Source organism: Halobacterium bonnevillei, assembly GCF_009831555.1.
Taxonomy (GTDB): Archaea; Halobacteriota; Halobacteria; order Halobacteriales; family Halobacteriaceae; genus Halobacterium; species Halobacterium bonnevillei.
On sequence record NZ_WUUU01000052.1, the window covers coordinates 1 to 17500 of the forward strand.

The window sequence follows — 17500 nt, forward strand, 5'->3', positions numbered from 1 at the left end:
CGCTCGCCGGCAACCAGCGGCACGCGTTCGACGGTCCCGTCGCTGGCGACGCGGAGGGCCGGTGGCCCGTCGCCGGGCGCCGTCTCGTACCCGACAATCTGCACGACTCCGGGTAGGCAGTCGCCCGATAAAGCGGTGGCGTTTGGGTTCGAAGCGGACGGATTGCCACACGCCACGACGACCACGTGGCACGGCTGTCACCGGGTGACGCCGCCATCCGCGAGTGCTTATCCGCGCGGGCGGCCTACCCGGGAGCATGGCAGACGACTCGATTCCGGTCAGCGCAGAGGCGCCGGACAGCCCGTTCCGAACGACGGGCACCGACCACATCACCATCTGGGGCAGCAACGCAGCGGACACCATCGCGTTCTACCGGGACTTGCTCGGCATGCCGCTGGTGCTGCGCCAGCCGAATCTGGACGACCCCTCGCAGACGCACCTGTTCTTCGACACCGGCGACGGCCGCATCCTCACGGTGTTCGTCAGCGACGACCGGTCGTCGAACCGCGGCCGCCTCCGCACGCCCACTGGCGGCGTCCACCACCTGTCGTTCTCCATCGCCGCCGAGGACTTCGAGGACGTGATGACCGCGCTCGAGAACGCCGGCCACCAGTACAACGTCTTCGACCGCGGCATCTTCTTCTCGCTGTACACGCAGGACAACAACGGACTCATCGTCGAACTCTCCGCGGACAAGTACGACATCCCAGACGGCCGTCGCGGCGAAGTACTGGCGACCGCCCAGCGCATCCGCGAGGCGGACGGTGCGGACTTCGCGGAGGACGAGCACATGCAGCAGGCGCTCGAGGAACTCGGCCTCGACGCCACGCCCAACGACCTGCCGGACGCGTCCACCGGCGTGGGCTACTAGCGACCGGCCCAGACAGTCCGGGAGAGGAACGCAACTGGGGGTCACGCCGGACTTCCACTCTGATTCCGACTGGACCCACGCCGGACACCTACTGCGATTCCCGGTGTTCTCGCCCGTCCAACGGACCGTCTGCGTGTTCGTACACCATCGGCGGACGCTGACTCCGGGTCGCTGGGGTCCTGGTGGGTCTCCCGACCGCGGATAGTGAGGCGACGGCACTCACCCCTTTCAGACAGGTGAGTGGCCGGGGGCACGCGTGTCACCCGGTGGCGTTCGTATCGCCAAACGTACAAGTAGATTCCAGACCGAACCAAGTAACGTTGTGAAACTCAGTATCCAAGCGATAGCAACCCCGACCGCATCGCCTGCTCACCTGACCGCTCCTCGAACGGAGGTGGCCGCGTAATGGCCGCCGAAGACGCGCTCCTGCTGGTGGGGCGCATCCTGTTCGGCGGCGTCATCGCGTTCATGGGCCTGAACCACTTCCTGCAGACCGACCAGATGACCGGGTACGCCCAGCACAAGGGCCTGCCCGCGCCGAAACTCTCAGTGCTGGCGTCAGGCGCTCTCCTCGTCCTCGGCGGCCTCGGCATCGTCGCTGGTGCCTTCCCGGTCCTCGCTGGCGTCGCGGTGGCGGGGTTCCTCCTGGTGTCCGCCGTGACCATGCACGACTTCTGGGCAGTCCCCGACGAACAGCAGCAAGACGAGATGACCCAGTTCCTGAAGAACGTCGCGCTCGCCGGGGGAGCCCTCGGGATCGCAGCGTTCGGTCTCTCCCCGTGGGCCTACAGCGTCGCCGTCTCGCTATTCTGAACTTGACGAACGACGAGTAATTTCGGGAATTTCTTTAGAAAAGTATCGTATTATCCTTATATAGTGGCTATACTACTACGACACTTGGAATAGGCTAGGCGATTATACGATAGTCTTTAGTGTCGAAGCGTGGTGTCCAGTTCCGTGACGGATTCAATGCCCGAACGTGCAGCAAATTCGGTGTTTAGTGGTCGTATAATCGCAGGATCGTGCATAACTACGCCGGACGTACACGAAAGTGCCGGGGAGATGGTGGTCCTCGATGGTTGAGGGCGCGCTCCTCGCGCAAGCCGACCCCACGGCGGTCGCGGACGGCGTCAACACCGTCTGGACCCTGCTCGTGTGCTTCCTCATCTTCTTCATGCAGCCGGGGTTCGCGATGCTGGAAGCCGGCCAGGTGCGCGCGAAAAACGTCGCCAACGTCCTCATGAAGAACCTCATGGACTGGGGAATGGGCGTCGTCGTGTTCTTCCTGGTCGGCCTCGGCGTCTTCGGCCTCGCCGGCATGGTCACGACCGCCGGCGTCGACGTCAGCGTCTCGTCGGCGTTCGAGTACGTGAACGACGACACCGCGTGGGTCGGCTGGCTGTTCAGCGCCGTGTTCGCGATGACCGCCGCGACCATCGTCAGCGGCGCCGTCGCAGAGCGCATCAAGTTCAAGGCGTACGTGTTCTACTCCATCGGCCTCACCGCGTTCATCTATCCCGTCATCGCCGGGTTCGCGTGGGGCGGCACCGGCCTGCTGAGCGCGAACGGCTACCTCGGTGACGCCATCGGCGTCGGCTACCTCGACTTCGCGGGCGCGACCGTCGTCCACATGCTCGGCGGCGTCGCCGCGCTCGTCGGCGCCTACATGGTCGGCCCGCGCAAGGGCCGCTACGACAGCGACGGAAACAGCCAGCCGATTCCCGGCCACTCCATCACGCTGGCGGTGCTCGGGACGTTCATCCTGGCGTTCGGCTGGTTCGGCTTCAACGTCGGTACGCAGGCCGCCGTCCTCAGCGTCGATGGCGACGCTCTCGCGTTCAACGGCGCCGTCCTCGGCCGCGTCGCGATGAACACCACGCTCGGCATGGGTGGCGGCGCCGTCGCCGCCGCGCTCGTCACGACGTGGACCGACGGCAAACCCGACCCGCTGTTCACCGCGAGCGGCCTGCTCGCGGGCCTCGTCGCCGTCACCGGGGCGGTCCCACACGTCACGTGGGTGGGCGGCCTCGTCCTCGGCGTCATCGGCGGCGCACAGGCGCCCATCGTCTACCGCTGGGTGACCGACGTGCTCAAGATCGACGACGTCGCGGCGGTGTTCCCGGTCCACGGGAGCGCGGGCGCGATCGGCACCCTCCTGATTCCCGTGTTCGCGACCAGCGGGTTCTCCGCGACCCAGTTCGCGATGCAGGCGGTCGGCATCGCCGTCATCACCGTCTGGACGGTCGCGACCACGTGGCTCGTGTTCAAGGTCGCGGACGCCGCGGTCGGCCTCCGCGTGGACGACGACGACGAGGCGCTCGGCCTCGACCGCAGCGAACACGGGTACACTGCGTACCCCGAGTTCGTGGAGTCGGCGGGGGACTCCGGCGTCGCCGTCTCCTCCGGGGACGCGGGACCGATGGCCACCGACGGCAGGGGGGTGACCGACGATGACTAACGTCGACACCGACGTCGCGCTCGTCATGGCGGTCATCCGCCCGGAGAAACTCGCTGACACCAAACAGGCGCTGGCCAACGCGGGCGCGCCGAGTCTCACGGTGACGGACGTCAGCGGCCGCGGCAGCCAGCCGGTGATGACTGAACAGTGGCGCGGCGAGGAGTACACCGTCGACCTCCACCAGAAGGTGAAAGTCGAGTGCGTGGTCGCGGACGCGCCCGTCGACGACGTCGTCGACGCGATCCGCGAGGCCGCTCACACCGGGGAGTCCGGCGACGGGAAGATTTTCGTGCTGCCCGTCGCGGACGCCGTGCAGATCCGTACCGGCGACTCTGGCACCGACGCGGTCTGACCGGCAGCGACACCGGTACTGCGGCGGCTGCCCAGGGAGCGCTCCGACCACCGGCCGTCGCCACAGGAACAGGGGGTACTGCGGTGGTCGAATCCGGTTCCGCGTCCGCCACCGGGCGGGCGCCACGAACACTGCTCGTCCCACGGATTCGCACCTTCCCCCTGTCGGCACCGTCAAATCCTGCGGCGTCGAGCGAGGTTTATTTATCGTTCCGTGTCTGAGCGTACCACGAGAGAATTACACATGGACGCGAACGCTACCATCGAGCGCGGCGTCGGGTTCGCCCGGAGCAGCACCGGAGCGAGCATCGTCACCGCGTTCGGTGCCGTGCTCTTCCTCGACCTCGTGGCCAAACTCGCGGGCGTCTCGCTGGGGCCCCTGGAGACGCCGTGGTTCGGGATCTGGTTCGGCGGCGACATCGCCGTCGGCCAGTTCGCGGGCTTCATCTGGGACGGCATCGTCATCGGCGTCGTCATCGGCCTCGCGAGCATTGGCCTGTCGCTGACGTACAGTATCCTGAACTTCGCGAACTTCGCGCACGGCGACTACGTCACCGCCGGCGCGTTCTCCGGGTGGGCGGTCACGTACGTCATCGCCGGCATCGGCGGCCTGCTCGCTATCACTGAGAGCGCCGTCAACGCCGTCACCGGGCTGGGAACGTACCGCCTGGAGGACGCCGACCTGGTCAGACTGGTGTTGCTCCAGACCGCGCCGCTGGAGGCCGGCGCGAACATGTGGCTGTCGCCCGCCGCCATCGTCATCGGGCTGGTCGCCGCCGCTGGCATGACCATCGTCCTCTCGCTGATTCTGGACCGCCTGGTCTACAGGCCCATGCGGGACGCGGACGGCATCTCCCTGCTCATCGCGTCCATCGGGGTCGCGTTCGCCGTGCGGTACCTCGTGGCGCTGGTGTTCGGTGCGAACCGCCGCATCGTCACGTCCAGCGAGAAACTCCCCTCGGCGAATCTCGGCGGCGTCATCGTCGACGCACACGAGGTCACGCTGGTCGTCGTCGCCGCGATCCTGATGTTCGGCCTGCACGTCCTCCTGCAGCGCACGAAACTCGGGAAGGCGATGCGCGCGATGGCCGACAACCGCTCGCTCGCCCAGGTCACCGGCATCCCGACCGAGCGCGTCATCAAGTCCACGTGGATCATCGGCGCGGGCCTCACGGGCGCCGCCGGCTTCCTGCTCGTGCTCTCGCAGGGCGGCCTCGGCTTCCAGACCGGCTGGCTGCTGTTGTTGCTCATCTTCGCGGCGGTCATCATGGGCGGCATCGGCTCCATCTACGGCGCCATCGCGGGCGGCCTCGTCATCGGGCTGGCGAGCCGCGTCTCGCTCGTGTGGCTGCAGGGCGACCTCGCGTCGTTCGCGCGGCCGACCGCGTTCGCGCTCATGATTCTCGTGTTGCTGTTCCGCCCGAGCGGCATCTTCGGCGGGGTGAAGACCGCATGAGTCAGACCACCACAGACGACGTGCTCGCGCCGCTGCGCCGCGTGTTCGCCAACGACGCCGCGAAAGTCGCCGTGATGTACATCGCCATCTGGGTGGTGTTCTACGCGTTCGGCAACCACCTCGGATACGGCAACTCCGGCATGCTGTCGCTCGTCCGGCGCGTGACCTTCCTCGCGGCAGTGTACGGGATCGTCGTCCTCGCGTTGAACATCCAGTGGGGGTACGCCGGCCTGTTCAACATCGGCGTCGCCGGATTCATGGCGGTCGGCGCGTACACGGTCGCAATGTTGTCGAGTCCGCCCGCCGGGTCCCCGCCGGGACTCGGTCTCCCGCTCCCCATCGGCGTATTAGGGGGGATCCTCGCTGCGACGCTCGTCGGCCTCGTCGCCGCGTTGCCGGCGCTACGGCTCAAAGCCGACTACCTCGCCATCGTCACCGTCGCAATCTCCGAGATAATCCGCATCACGTACAACTCGCCGGCCTTCTCGGACGTCACCGGCGGCGCGCGCGGGTTCGGCAATCTGCCGACGAGTCCGGTGGAGACCCTACTGTTACAGGATCCGACGAGCCCGGCCTCGGAGGCGACGTCGCTCGGAGAGACGGTGTTCTCGTTCGCCGCGGAGTACGGCATCAGCCAGTTCGCGGTCGTCAACACGCTGTACACCGTCGGCGTGCTCCTCGTGCTGTTGGTCGTGTACTTGCTGCTGGAGCGCGCCGGGAAGTCCCCGTACGGTCGCGTGCTGAAGGCCATCCGGGAGGACGAGACGGCCGCGCAGTCCCTGGGCAAGGACACGCAGAACTTCAAAGTCCGCGCGTTCGCGCTCGGCTGTGGCCTGATGGGGCTGGCGGGCATCGTCTGGTTCGCGATGGGGCCGCGGGCGTCCGTGACCCCCCAGACGTTCAGGCCGAACATCACGTTCTACATCTTCATCGCGCTCATCATCGGCGGCGCGGGGTCGAACACGGGCAGCGTGCTCGGCGGCGCGCTGTTCGCCAGCCTGCTGTTCGAGGCGCCACCGATGATTCGCTCGATCATCCAGGAGACGTTCCAGGTGTCCGCGAACCCCGGGAACCTCATCGAGGCGCTGATTCCGATCGCCAGCGGCAACCTCGCGCCGCTGGGCGGCTTCCTGCTGAACAACATCGACTCGCTCCGGTTCATCGGCATGGGTATCCTGTTGGTCGTGCTGATACAACGCAAGCCCGACGGCCTGCTGGGCGCCCGCAAGGAGACGGCGGCGGGCGTTCCGCTGACCGCGGACACCCGCCCGGACACCGGCCGGGCGGACGCCGACGCCGCCGCTGTCGACGGAGGTGAGACCGATGAGTGAGGATGACGCACCCAGCGTCGCCGACGCGGACATCCCGGACGACGTCGACGTGCCGGAGGACGTCGAACCGGAGACGATGGACAGCGACGTCGAGGAGAGCGCGAAGACGGTGCCGCGCAGCGTCCCGCTGCGCGTGGAGGGCCTCCGCAAGGAGTTCGGCGGCATCACGGCCGTCGATGGCGCGACGTTCGCCGTCGAGGAGGGGTCGCTCACCGGCCTCATCGGCCCGAACGGCGCCGGGAAGTCCACGACGTTCAACTGCATCACGGGCGTCCACGAGGCCGACGCCGGCGACGTCTACTTCCGCGGCGAGGAGATTTCGGGCGAACAGCCCCACGACATCGTCGAGCGCGGTCTCGTGCGGACGTTCCAGATCGCCCGGCAGCTCGGCGAGATGACCGTTCTGGAGAACGTGATGCTCGCGCCGGGCGGCCAGCAGGGCGAGTCAATCACTCGGTCGGTGCTCCCCGGCACCCGCGGCAGGGTCGTCGCGCAGGAACGCGAACTCAGAGAGAAGGCCTGGGAGACCCTGGAGTTCTTCGAACTCGACCACCTCGCGACGGAGTACGCGGGCAACCTCTCGGGCGGCCAGCGGAAGCTGCTGGAGCTGGCTCGCGCGCTGATGACCGACCCGAGCGTGCTGTTGCTGGACGAACCGTTTGCCGGCGTGAACCCGACGCTGGAGGAGAAACTACTCGACCGCATCCACGACCTCCGCGAGCAGGGGTTGACCTTCCTGCTGGTGGAACACGACATGGACCTCATTATGCAGAACTGCGAACACGTCATCGTCATGCACCAGGGCCGCGTCCTCGACGAGGGGCCGCCCGAGCGGATCAAGAACAACGAGGAAGTCATCGAGGCCTACCTCGGTGGTGAGGTATGAGCGAACACGCGTCCCGGGAGGCGAGTCTCCCCGACGACGAAGCGGGCCTGCTCGCGGTACGGGACCTCGACGCCGGCTACGGCGACCTGCAGGTGCTGTCCGGCGTCGACCTGGACGTCCGGGACGGCGAGTACGTCACCATCGTCGGGCCGAACGGCGCCGGGAAGTCGACCGTGATGAAGTCCGTGTTCGGCCTCACGACGTACATGGGCGGGGAGATTCGCTTCCGGGACGAGCCGATTCACGAACTCGCGCCCGAGCAGATCATCCACGAGGGCATCGGCTACGTCCCCCAGAACGAGAACGTGTTCGCGGGGCTGTCGGTCCGCGAGAACCTCGAGATGGGGGCGTACATCCTCGACGAACTCCCGCAGGACCGACTCCGGGACGTCTACGACCGCTTCCCCATCCTGGAGGAGCGCGAGTCCCAGACCGCCGGGTCGCTGTCCGGGGGCCAACAGCAGATGCTCGCCATGGGGCGGGCGCTGATGCTCGACCCCGGCCTCCTGATGCTGGACGAACCCTCCGCGGGCCTGGCCCCCGACCTCGTCGACGAGATGTTCGACCGCATCGACCGCATCAACGACGACGGCACCAGCGTCCTGATGGTCGAACAGAACGCCAAGGAGGCGCTCCGTCGCTGCGACCGCGGCTACGTCCTCGCGAACGGCCAGAACAGCTACATGGACGACGGCGACGCGCTGCTCGACGACGAGGAAGTCCGTCAGGAGTTCCTCGGCGGGTAGCACGGGGACGCTACTCGGTTGGCTCCTGCGACGACTGTTCTTGTGGCGACTGTTGTCGCGGCCACGGTAATCGACGCGACCCGCGCCGATTCGACTTCCCCGCCCGTCGCCGGACCACGGGACTTCGCTCCCAGCAGCTCGTGAGAATTAGCAGGCGGCTATTGCGGTTTCAGTCGGCTGCAGTCACCATCCCCGCGGAGCCAGTGCTCGCGGCGGAACCGATCATTGCTCCCGAACCCGTCGGCGGTTGGCCGCCAGTACCGCCGTTCGACGGCTCGCCGGGTTCCTTGTCGCCGGAAACGAGGAACGCTGCGAGGTTGCTCGCCAGCACGTCGTTGTCGCCGGTGGTCGCCATGCCGGACGTGAGGACGTCTGTGTCACCGACGGCGATGACGTTCCCGGTCCGTGCAGCGACAGCGTACGAGCCGGTCTCGCGTGTTGTCGACAGCGCCGCGTCGCCGACTGACAGCACGACGCTTGCGTCCGGGCCCGTCCGGAGCGGCACCGCGCCGCCCAGGATGGCGTCCTCGACGCCGTCGGCGATACCACCGTCGCCGCTGGCGTACACGTGTTGGAAGTTGTTCGCGTTGTCCGCCATGTCGTAGAGGTAGCCGTTGCCGAACGTCACGTCGAACTGGCCCGCGAGATTCGCGGGCTGTCCGGCCGCGGACACCGACCCGCCCGTGTCCAACCCGGGAATACTGATGGGCTGGTCGCTGGTCGTGGTTGTCGGCGGGTCCGCAGCGAGGAGCACGCGGCCGCCCGCGTCCGCGAACGCCTCGACGCCGGCTGCCTCGTCGTCGTCGTACGTGGCGGCGGGACTCACGACGACGAGCGCGTCCGCGCTCCGGAGCGTCTCGTTGAACGGTGACCCGCTCTGCGTCGGAGCGCCGATGCCGGTGCTGCTCGAGCCGCCGTAGAACCGGACCTCGTGGCCGGATTCGACGAGCGCGTCCACGAACGGCTGGATGGCGTCCTCGCTGACGTCGTTGCCGTGACTCACGTCGACCACGACGGTCTTGGACTCCCCGTCGGGCGCGGTCACGTCGCCGTCCGAAGCGATTGGGCTCGCATCCAGGCTGCCCGTGTCGTAGGCGTCCGGGGTCGGAGCCTCGCCGACGTTCGTGGGCGAGGACACCAGCAGGCCGCCAGCGACCGTGGCCGCGAGGACCACGATTGCGACGACTGCGACGACACCGATGCCGCGCGCAACGTCACGCGTTCGCATTTGCGGTCACCTCCGTTTCCGTCTCGGTCGTCCGAATTGTTCCGTGCAACATCAGGTACTGGACCGTGTCGACGCCGCGGTAGTCGAACACCTGTTCGGTCGACGGCTGGTCGGGTGCCTCCTCGGCGGACAAGCCGATCTGGGAGAGCAGGGACGGCTGCGGGGCGTCCATGCGCGTCACCCTGTAATCGTCGAGGCCGGCCTCGTCGGCGGCCGCCGCGACGGCCGTGTCGACGCCGCCGACCTCGTCGGCGAGCCCGTTCTCGACGCCCGCCGCGCCCGAGTACACTTTCGCGTGCGAGACTTCTTCGCGGGTCAGGTCGATGCGGTCGCCGCGTTCCGCGAACACCGCGCCGACGAACGCCCGCCGCAACGTCTCCACGCGCTCGTAGACTTCGGCCTCGGTCGCGCCGCCGTTCTTGTCCGGACCGGTGACGACCTCGCCCTCCACGGAGCCGCTTGTGGGCACTGTCGCGCGTACTCCGACGCTCCCGACGACGGACGCCGGGGTCACGTAGATCTGTTCGCTCGGGATGGCGGCGTAGTACGACCCCGACGCGGCAGTGCCGGTGACGCTCGTCACCACGGGCATCTCAGCGGCGGTGCGCTTGACAGCGAGGTACAGTTGCTCGCTGGCGGCCGCCGTGCCGCCGGGGCTGTCGACGTCCAGTACGACTGCCTCGATGGAGTCGTTCTGGCGGGCCTCACGGAGGTTCTCCACGACACCCGACGCGGTTTCGCCGGTGATCGAGCCCTGTATCTCGACCACAGCGATGTTGCCGTCGGGCTGCGTCGCGAAACTCCAGGCCTGTGGCGCGAGCGCGACGCCGACGACCAGGCCGACGACGACTAACACGAGGGTCGTCACCCTGACGACGCCGCGGGCGCTCGCTGTATCGTCGTCGCCGAACGGAGTCTCGACCATCAGACCGCCACCTCCGGAGTTCCAGACGTCGACTCAGCGGTAGCCGAGTCGTCCTCGTACAGCGTGACGTCGTCGTACTCGACGGTCACGGTGACCGTTTCGCCGCTCGATGTCGTCCACGACGTCACGATTGTCGTCGGGATCTGTCGGTCGAGGTCTACCCAGACTGTTCGTGTCAGATTGGCTGCGGCCGCGTCCTTCGGCTCGAGTTCGACGACTGCCGTCCGGCGGTCGTCGACGGTCGTCAGGCGGTCAACCGTGACGTTCGCAGACGCCACGAGGAACTCCGCGAGCGCGCCGTAACTCGACGCCGTGGCGGGGCCGTCGACGCCGAGGGCCGCGCCGAACACCGGCTCGGCGTCGGCCGGCACAGTCACGGTATTGCCCGCTCTGGACCCTGCGGTGTACGTCACCTCTCGGCGGTCGTCGCGGACTGTTACCTCTGCGCGCGCTACGTCTGTGTCGTCTCCGACCTCGACGGTCCGCGTCACTGTCGCGCTGTAGCCGTCGAGGCTATCGTATCGCTGTTCTACTCGCTCCCCGACCGCGCCGGCATCGAGGGAGCCGCCGACCTGCAGTCCCCCGATGCAGCCGGCTGTCAGAGAGGTTACGAGGAGGGCGGACACTGCCGCCACTCGAAATTTCGTAGTGGTCATTCCTTCGACGTGTGCCCCTATAGCGTCACGCTTCAATACTCGCGGCCCGCGTTTGCACGGCCAGAGAATCCGGTCCACCTGCCGCGAGTGTGGATTGTGGCCGGCACCGGGGATGAGAGTACGACGAAGGGTGTGCTGTCGGTGGAGCCGTGGCTGGTCGTCGCGGGTGCGCGAAAAAACTGGGTGGTCGCCGGGGGCGTTACGCCGAGAACTCGATGGTGGCGATGGTCTCGATGCCGCCGCCCTCCTGGAAGCCGAAGTACTCGTAGGTCGCGGCCGTCAGGTCGCCGTTCTCGTCGAACGCGACCGCGCTGGACGCGCCGTTGTAGTTGATCTCCGTGCCTTCGGCCGCCATCTGGAGGCCCTCAGCGAGATTGCTCGGTGTGACCTCCTCGCCCTCGGGGTTAGCGACTGCCTGCATCTCCTCGGCGATGGCGGCGCCGTCGTTCTCGCCCGCGCGCGCGTTCGCGAGCAGGCAGACGGCCGTCGCGTCGAACGCCTGTGCGGTGAACACGCCGGGGTCCTCGTCCTCGTCGAGGCCGTACTCGGAGCGGTACTGCTCCTCGAAGTAGTCGCGGCCGGGACCCGCCGCGAGCGGCGCGGTCCCAGTGATGTTGTCCAGCGGGTTGCCGACGTCGGCTGGCAGCGACGCCGAACGCAGACCGTCCGTGATGAGGATGGGGACGTCGGTGTCGAAGTCCGAGTAGAAGTCCGAGAACAGCTGGATGCCGCTCTCGGGGTACCCGATGACGACGATGACCTCCGGGTCGTCGTTGAGTGCCTGCGAGATGCGGGACGTGTACGAGGACTGCCCCTTCTGGAAGGACACCTGATTCGGAACCTGGCCGTCGCGGTCCTGGAACGCGGTCACGAAGCTGTCCGACAGCAACTGCCCGTAGGAGTTATTCACGTACATCGTCGCCGCCGTGGACGCCTCCAGCCGGTTGACTGCGACGTCAGCGAGCACGCGGCCCTGCAGGGCGTCGGTCGGCGCCGTCCGGTAGACGAGGCCGTTGTCGTTCATGTCCGTGATGTCCGGCGACGTGCTCGCGGGCGAACAGCCGACGATTCCGGACGGGATGAAGACGTTCTCGTAGACGGCGATGCTGACTGCGGAGGACGCCGCGCCCGTCACTGCAGGGTAGCCGCCGTTCCGGAGTTCCTGTGCCGCGGACTGCGCGGCGTTCGGGTCTGTCTGGGTGTCCTGAACGTTGAAGTCCAGGTCGAAGTCCGTCTCCCCCTCGAGGACGAACCGCGGGAGTTCGGCCGCGTTCTTGATCGGTTCGCCGAGGTCTGCGAGGTCGCCGGTCGTCGGCAGGAGGACGCCCTGACTGAGGGTGCGATCCATTCCGCCCCCGGTCTCCTCCGTCGTCTCCTGGGTGTCGCCGTTCCCCTCGGTCGTTCCGTCGGCCCCGGTGTCTTCGGTGGTCGTTTCGTCGTCACCGTCGCCGTCACCGCCCGTACAGCCAGCGATTCCGGCGATGCCCGCTGCACCGAGTCCGCGAATGATGTCACGCCTATTGACCCTTGATGGCATACGACGCATTAACAGTTAACTGGTATAAATCAATTCCGGCTACGTTACAATTTGACGCACTCGCTGCGGGTATTGATGGAAATGACGCGGTTGTGGTGATGTGACGCCGGCGTGAAGGGGTCGTCAATTGGTCATCAACGAACAGACACTGTGACCGCACTCGACCCGGGTGTTCTGGTCAGCAATCTTTTGACGGCTTCGGTGGTGGTTTTCGTATGGCGCCAACACGATTCCTCTTCGTCTCGGCGGACGCAGCCCTCATCGGCGACGTCGCGTGGCAGGTCCACGCGGAGGGCCACGACGTCAAGTACTACATCGAAGCCGACAGCGACCAGGAGATCGCGGACGGCTTCGTCCCGAAGTCCGACGACTGGCGGGCCGACGCCGAGTGGGCGGACGTCGTCGTCTTCGACGACGTCTGGGTCGGCGACTCGGTGGGGACCGGCGCACTCGCCGAGGAACTGCGCGCGGACGGCCACGCAGTCGTCGGCGGCACGCCGAACACCGACCGCCTCGAGGAGGACCGCGGGTACGCGATGGAGGTCCTCGAAGCGAACGGCGTGAACACGATCGACCACGCGGAGTTCTCGGACTTCGACGCCGCCATCCAACACGTCCAGGAGAACCCAGGGCCGTTCGTCGTCAAGCCGCTCGGCGAAGTCCAGAACGTCAAGCGACTATTGTACGTCGGGGACGAGGACGACGGCAGCGACGTCCTCGACGTCCTCCGCGCGTACAAGAAGGCGTGGGGCCACCGCATGAAGGGGTTCCAGTTGCAGCGAAAGGTCCAGGGCGTCGAGGTCGCCGTCTGTGGGTTCTTCAACGGGGACGCGTTCGTCGAACCGGTGAACTTCAACTTCGAGCACAAGCGCCTCTTCCCGGGAAACATCGGTCCGTCTACGGGCGAGATGGGGACGTCGATGTTCTGGTCGCGGCGCAACGACCTCTTCGAGCGCACGCTCGGCCGCCTGGAGGAGTGGCTGGCCGACGAGGGCTACGTGGGCAGCATCGACCTGAACTGCATCGTCAACGAAACCGGCGTCTATCCCCTTGAGTTCACGCCGCGGTTCGGGTATCCGACCATCACGCTCCAGGAGGAGGCCATCGAATCCTCCACGGCCGAGTTCTTCAACGCACTCGCGCACGGCCGCGACCCGGACTTCGACGTCCACGACGGCTACCAGGTCGGCGTCCGCGTGGTCCTGCCGCCGTTCCCGTTCGACGACGAGGAGACGTACGACGAGAACTCGCGAAACGCGGCCATCGTCTTCGCCTCGGACCCGGGGTCTGGGGCGACGACGGCGCCCCCGGGCGTCCACATCGAAGACGCCAAGCGAGTCGACGGCCAGTGGCGGGTCGCCGGCGACTCCGGGATGCCGCTCGTCGTCACCGGGAAAGGCGACACGATGCGCGAGGCCCAGCGCCAGGCGTACGAGCGAGTCGACGACGTCCTCATCCCGAACCTCTACTACCGGGACGACATCGGTGACCGCTGGGTGACGGGTGACGGGGACCGCCTGCACGCGTGGGGATACCTCGGGCCGGCGTAATCGACGTGGCGGGGACACCCCGCATTCGCCTCGTCGTCAGCCGTCGGGCCAGACGGCGAGCAGGCCGGTGTCGAACTGTCCGAGCGTCGGCGGCGCATCGCCGCCGAATGCGGTGTGAACGAACGCCTGCCACAGGACGCGCTCGGGGTACGGTCGATCCGAAAGCTCCACGCCGAGCGCCCCGGCGACGGCCGCAGGGTCGACGTTCGCGCCGAGCGAGACGTCGAGTGAGCGCGGCAGGTCGGCCAGATCCAGCCCGAACGACGGGAACAGCCGGTACGTCGCGTCGACGGCGGGGTGATAGAACACGCGGACGCCGGGATACCGGACCGTCAACACCGGCGTCGTCGCCGTCTCGGTGCCGTCGGCGGGTCGAACCGTGGTCGCGTCGAGCTGCAGCTCGGCCCGCCGTCCCTGCCGAACCGGGTGGTGGTCGCCGGACACGCTGACGACGGCCTCGTCGTCGTCGATGCGCTCGATAGTGACCGCGTGGGCCACTGGGTCAGCGAGTTCGGCTTCCGTGGCGTCCCCGCCGACGGTCCCCTCCACGAGAACTGTCTGACCGTCGTCGCTGGTGAGTCTCGGGGCCACAGGCCCGCACGTGGTCGTCGGCTGAACGCGGTACGGGGTCGCACAGAGAGCTGTCCAGCAGTCGCTCGGCGGTGTCGTGGCGTCCAGCACTGGCTGCCAGTAGAACACCCGGTCCTCGCCACAGAGCGAGTACGGGACTGCGTCGGGGAAGAACGCCCCGCCGTATCGCGTCGGATCGAGGTCCCGGTATTCCAGGACTGCCTCGACGTACGGAATCGCGCGGCGGACCGGCGCGCGTCTGTCGCGGGTCGCGGCGCGCTGCCAGTCGATGCCGTCCCCGCGGCTGGGCTCAGTGTCCATCCGTTTCGTGATTGTTGGGCGCCAGCGTGCAAAGCATTGCATCCGGAGATGTTCGGGGTGTGCTGTTCGGCGGACGGCCGCAGTGCGTCGTGGTTCGTCGGTGGGGCTGGTGTGTGTGCGGCACGCGCGCGTCCGAACATGTCCGCGCACAGGCCTTAGTTTAGGTGCGCCTAACAATCTGGCGAGGTGTTTCCCCCCGCGATGGCAGACGTCACCCAGACCACACGCACCGCCGCGGACGACCTCTTCGACAAGTACCTGCTCCCGAAAGCCGCGCTCGCGGTCATTCTCGGGGCGTCGCTGGTCGGCACCGCGCTCACGCTCGAACTCTCGGGTGGCGCCGGTGCCGCACTCGCCGTCGCCAAGTGGGCGTACTTCGTCGCGCTGGGCGTCCTGCTCGGCGGCCTGCTCTGGAAACACGGGTTCGTCAGGCCCACCGACCTGGACGCCGCCGGCGACTACTGCGCGGAACTGTACCGGCAGTTCGACCGCATCGCCGTCGCCGCGCTCGGCGTCCTCGCTGTCACCGGCGTCACGCTGCTCGCAACTGTCTACGGTGGTCTGTCGCCGCTGTTCAGGGTAACTCTGGCCGCATTGCTCGCCGTGTCCATCGCCGCAGTGGCTCTCGATACACTCGACGGAGCGGCGGTCGACGCCCGGTTCCGGACGCCAGCGGGCGTCGTCGCGCTCGTCGCCCTTACAGCTGTGACCGTCACGACCGCGACCGCGGACGTCGCCCTCGCGGGCGGCGGCGCTGTAGCCGCCGCCGTGCGCGCGCTCCACCTCCTGGCGTTCGCCACCTGGGTCGGCGGCGCGGTCTGGAACATCTTCGTCGCCGTCCCGACGGGCCAACTCCGCCCGACGCCGCCCGTCGTCAGCGCGGCCGGCGAGCAACTCGAACGGTTCCGGTGGACGGTGCGAATCATCATTCCCACCCTCCTCCTCACTGGCGTCTACCAGTCAGTGGACGTGCTCGGCACGAGTACCGAAACGTACCTCGGGACGATGGTGGGCCTCGCCGTGCTCGCGAAACTCGCGTTCGTCCTCGTGCTGTTCGGCATCTTCCTGACGTGTCCGATGTGGCGCGCCTGCTCGCCGATCGACGGCGTCTGCGACCTCGCCGAGGCCCCGGCGGGTGACGACTGATGGCGGACCTCGACGTGCCCGAGACGCCGCCGGACGTCGACCCGGACCACACTATCGACAACCGCGGCCGCGGCTGTGCGAACGGCATCGTCCGCGTCCAACGCGCGCTCGAAGACCTCTCCGAGGGCGACGTCCTCGTAATCAAGAGCTCCGACCGCCGAGCGAAAACCGAATATCCGAAACTCGCCGCGGAGACGCCACACGAACTGCTCGCCGTCGTGGCCGAACGCCAGCGCGTCCTCCGCAAACAGTACACGACCTACCTCGAAATCCATGCGTGACTCAGCGACCCACCCGGACGACGCGGCATCGCTCGACGCAGCACCGACCGGCGGCGTCGAACAGACCACCTGGCAGCACCTCGCCGACGCCGACCCCATCGCGGTCCGGGACCCGCTCGCGGAACTGCTCGGCGTCGTGCCCGCGGGCGACCCGCTCGTCGTCTCGTTCGCGGACGTCGTCCTGCGGGCCGGGCACGCCTGTCCTGCCGTCGCGGGCGCGTACCGGTCCACACAGCTCGCGCTCGACGAACTCTACCAGGCGGGAACGCCCGTCCGCTCGCGAATCAAGGTCGTCGTCGGCGGCGACCCCGCGGACCCGGGCCTCGGGCCGATGGCGAACGTGGTCAGTCACGTCACCGGCGCGGACCGCGAAACCGGCTTCACGGGGTTCGGCGGCTACGGCGGCCGCCAGGACCTGCTATCCTTCGGGGACCTGGACGGTCCCGGACGGACGTTCGAGTTCACGCGAACCGACACTGAGCAGGCGGTTCGCGTGTCGTTCGCGTCCGGCGCGGTCGGCATGTCGCCGCCGGACGGTGGCGACGGCGGTGTCACTGACCTCATCCCGAAACTCGTCGCCGGCGAGGCGACCGACGCGGAACGCGACCAGTTCCAGGACGAGTGGCACACCCGCGTCCAGCGCGTTCTCGACGCGACCCCGGGCGAGGACAGCCCGTTCACCCTCGCGGTCCCCGAGTAGCGATGGTGCGCCACGCTAGGGGGTGCGCTGTGGGCTCCCCGGCACGAACGTGGCCACCCGGGGGATTCGCCTCCGTTCGTCAATAGGTCCGGCCGATTCTCGAACCGCCATGTCGTGGTCAGATCGCGACTGCCGCCGCCGGCAGCTGTGTCGAATGAGAGTGCAGCGGGCCGCTGCCGTCAGCGGCGCTCGTCGACGGTTGATTCCAGTTCGAACTCCTCGCGCAACAGTCCGACTGCGTCACGGATGTCGCCCGCGGACGCGAGGTACGCCGCGCCGACGCCGGATTTCACCGCGTTCGCTGCGGGGCCGCGGAACACCGTCGGCCCCACTTTGGCGAGAGCGCCGTCGCCGACGCTCACCAGCCATCCCGGCGAATCGAACGTGTACCGGTCGAGACGCGGCCGGAAGCCGTCGTCTCGGTCGCGGACGGACGCCACCAGTTTCTCGACGTTCCGCGCTGCCACCGCCGCTTCGCGGACTGCCG

Annotated in this window: 17 protein-coding genes and 1 pseudogene; 12 read left to right on the forward strand and 6 right to left on the reverse strand. The window is 67.8% G+C overall.

Going from position 1 to position 17500, the window contains the following annotated elements; translation table 11 throughout:
* The first annotated feature begins 256 nt into the window (after positions 1-256).
* The 8 genes from GRX66_RS08290 (at position 257) to GRX66_RS08325 (ending at position 8099) form a co-directional block, all read left to right on the forward strand.
* A complete protein-coding gene (locus tag GRX66_RS08290) occupies positions 257-871 on the forward strand; it encodes a VOC family protein (protein WP_159526143.1) in 615 nt (204 codons plus the stop codon).
* A gap of 405 nt (positions 872-1276) precedes the next feature.
* Complete coding sequence (locus GRX66_RS08295; RefSeq protein WP_159526144.1) at positions 1277-1684, forward strand: DoxX family protein; 408 nt, start codon at positions 1277-1279, stop codon at positions 1682-1684.
* A gap of 262 nt (positions 1685-1946) precedes the next feature.
* Positions 1947-3329, forward strand: a complete 1383-nt coding sequence (locus GRX66_RS08300; protein WP_159526145.1) for an ammonium transporter — start codon at positions 1947-1949, stop codon at positions 3327-3329.
* Complete coding sequence (locus GRX66_RS08305) at positions 3322-3681, forward strand: P-II family nitrogen regulator (RefSeq protein ID WP_159526146.1); 360 nt, start codon at positions 3322-3324, stop codon at positions 3679-3681. Before GRX66_RS08300 ends, GRX66_RS08305 begins: the two co-directional genes overlap by 8 nt.
* Before the next feature lie 243 nt (positions 3682-3924).
* Complete coding sequence (locus tag GRX66_RS08310; protein WP_159526147.1) at positions 3925-5136, forward strand: branched-chain amino acid ABC transporter permease; 1212 nt, start codon at positions 3925-3927, stop codon at positions 5134-5136.
* Positions 5133-6467: a branched-chain amino acid ABC transporter permease gene (locus GRX66_RS08315; protein WP_159526148.1), complete on the forward strand. Its 1335-nt coding sequence runs from the start codon at positions 5133-5135 to the stop codon at positions 6465-6467. The genes GRX66_RS08310 and GRX66_RS08315 overlap by 4 nt, the downstream gene beginning before the upstream one ends.
* Positions 6460-7353 (forward strand): ABC transporter ATP-binding protein, encoded by an 894-nt coding sequence (locus GRX66_RS08320; RefSeq protein WP_159526149.1) that lies wholly within the window; start codon positions 6460-6462, stop codon positions 7351-7353. The genes GRX66_RS08315 and GRX66_RS08320 overlap by 8 nt, the downstream gene beginning before the upstream one ends.
* Positions 7350-8099 (forward strand): ABC transporter ATP-binding protein, encoded by a 750-nt coding sequence (locus tag GRX66_RS08325; RefSeq protein ID WP_159526150.1) that lies wholly within the window; start codon positions 7350-7352, stop codon positions 8097-8099. The genes GRX66_RS08320 and GRX66_RS08325 overlap by 4 nt, the downstream gene beginning before the upstream one ends.
* A 169-nt stretch (positions 8100-8268) precedes the next feature.
* Here the strand turns inward: GRX66_RS08325 and GRX66_RS08330 are convergent, their stop codons facing one another.
* The 4 genes from GRX66_RS08330 to GRX66_RS08345 form a co-directional block, all read right to left on the reverse strand.
* Positions 8269-9327: a DUF4350 domain-containing protein gene (locus tag GRX66_RS08330; protein ID WP_159526151.1), complete on the reverse strand. Its 1059-nt coding sequence runs from the start codon at positions 9325-9327 to the stop codon at positions 8269-8271.
* On the reverse strand, positions 9314-10252 hold the full coding sequence (locus GRX66_RS08335) for a S49 family peptidase (RefSeq protein ID WP_159526152.1): 939 nt from the start codon (positions 10250-10252) through the stop codon (positions 9314-9316). Before GRX66_RS08335 ends, GRX66_RS08330 begins: the two co-directional genes overlap by 14 nt.
* Entirely contained in the window at positions 10252-10878 is a 627-nt protein-coding gene (locus tag GRX66_RS08340) for a LolA family protein (RefSeq protein ID WP_159526153.1), read from the reverse strand. The genes GRX66_RS08335 and GRX66_RS08340 overlap by 1 nt, the downstream gene beginning before the upstream one ends.
* Before the next feature lie 229 nt (positions 10879-11107).
* Complete coding sequence (locus GRX66_RS08345; RefSeq protein ID WP_159526154.1) at positions 11108-12445, reverse strand: ABC transporter substrate-binding protein; 1338 nt, start codon at positions 12443-12445, stop codon at positions 11108-11110.
* A 215-nt stretch (positions 12446-12660) separates the two neighbouring features.
* Between GRX66_RS08345 and GRX66_RS08350 the strand changes: the two genes are divergently transcribed.
* Positions 12661-13995, forward strand: coding sequence for a phosphoribosylamine--glycine ligase (locus GRX66_RS08350; RefSeq protein WP_159526155.1), 1335 nt, complete (start codon positions 12661-12663; stop codon positions 13993-13995).
* Between the two features lie 36 nt (positions 13996-14031).
* Here GRX66_RS08350 and GRX66_RS08355 read toward each other — a convergent pair whose 3' ends face one another.
* Positions 14032-14886, reverse strand: a complete 855-nt coding sequence (locus GRX66_RS08355) for a hypothetical protein (RefSeq protein ID WP_159526156.1) — start codon at positions 14884-14886, stop codon at positions 14032-14034.
* 201 nt (positions 14887-15087) lie between these two features.
* On the opposite strand from GRX66_RS08355, the gene GRX66_RS19900 reads away from it, so the two are divergent.
* Genes GRX66_RS19900 through GRX66_RS08370 form a run of 3 tightly spaced genes read left to right on the forward strand, consistent with a single transcriptional unit; the run spans position 15088 to position 17013 of the window.
* A complete protein-coding gene (locus GRX66_RS19900) occupies positions 15088-16032 on the forward strand; it encodes a hypothetical protein (RefSeq protein WP_159526157.1) in 945 nt (314 codons plus the stop codon).
* Positions 16032-16313: a sulfurtransferase TusA family protein gene (locus tag GRX66_RS08365; protein WP_159526158.1), complete on the forward strand. Its 282-nt coding sequence runs from the start codon at positions 16032-16034 to the stop codon at positions 16311-16313. The genes GRX66_RS19900 and GRX66_RS08365 overlap by 1 nt, the downstream gene beginning before the upstream one ends.
* Positions 16306-17013 (forward strand): hypothetical protein, encoded by a 708-nt coding sequence (locus GRX66_RS08370; protein ID WP_159526159.1) that lies wholly within the window; start codon positions 16306-16308, stop codon positions 17011-17013. Before GRX66_RS08365 ends, GRX66_RS08370 begins: the two co-directional genes overlap by 8 nt.
* A 179-nt stretch (positions 17014-17192) precedes the next feature.
* Here the strand turns inward: GRX66_RS08370 and GRX66_RS08375 are convergent.
* Positions 17193-17500 (reverse strand): annotated as a pseudogene (locus GRX66_RS08375) (NAD(P)/FAD-dependent oxidoreductase); the annotation flags it as partial.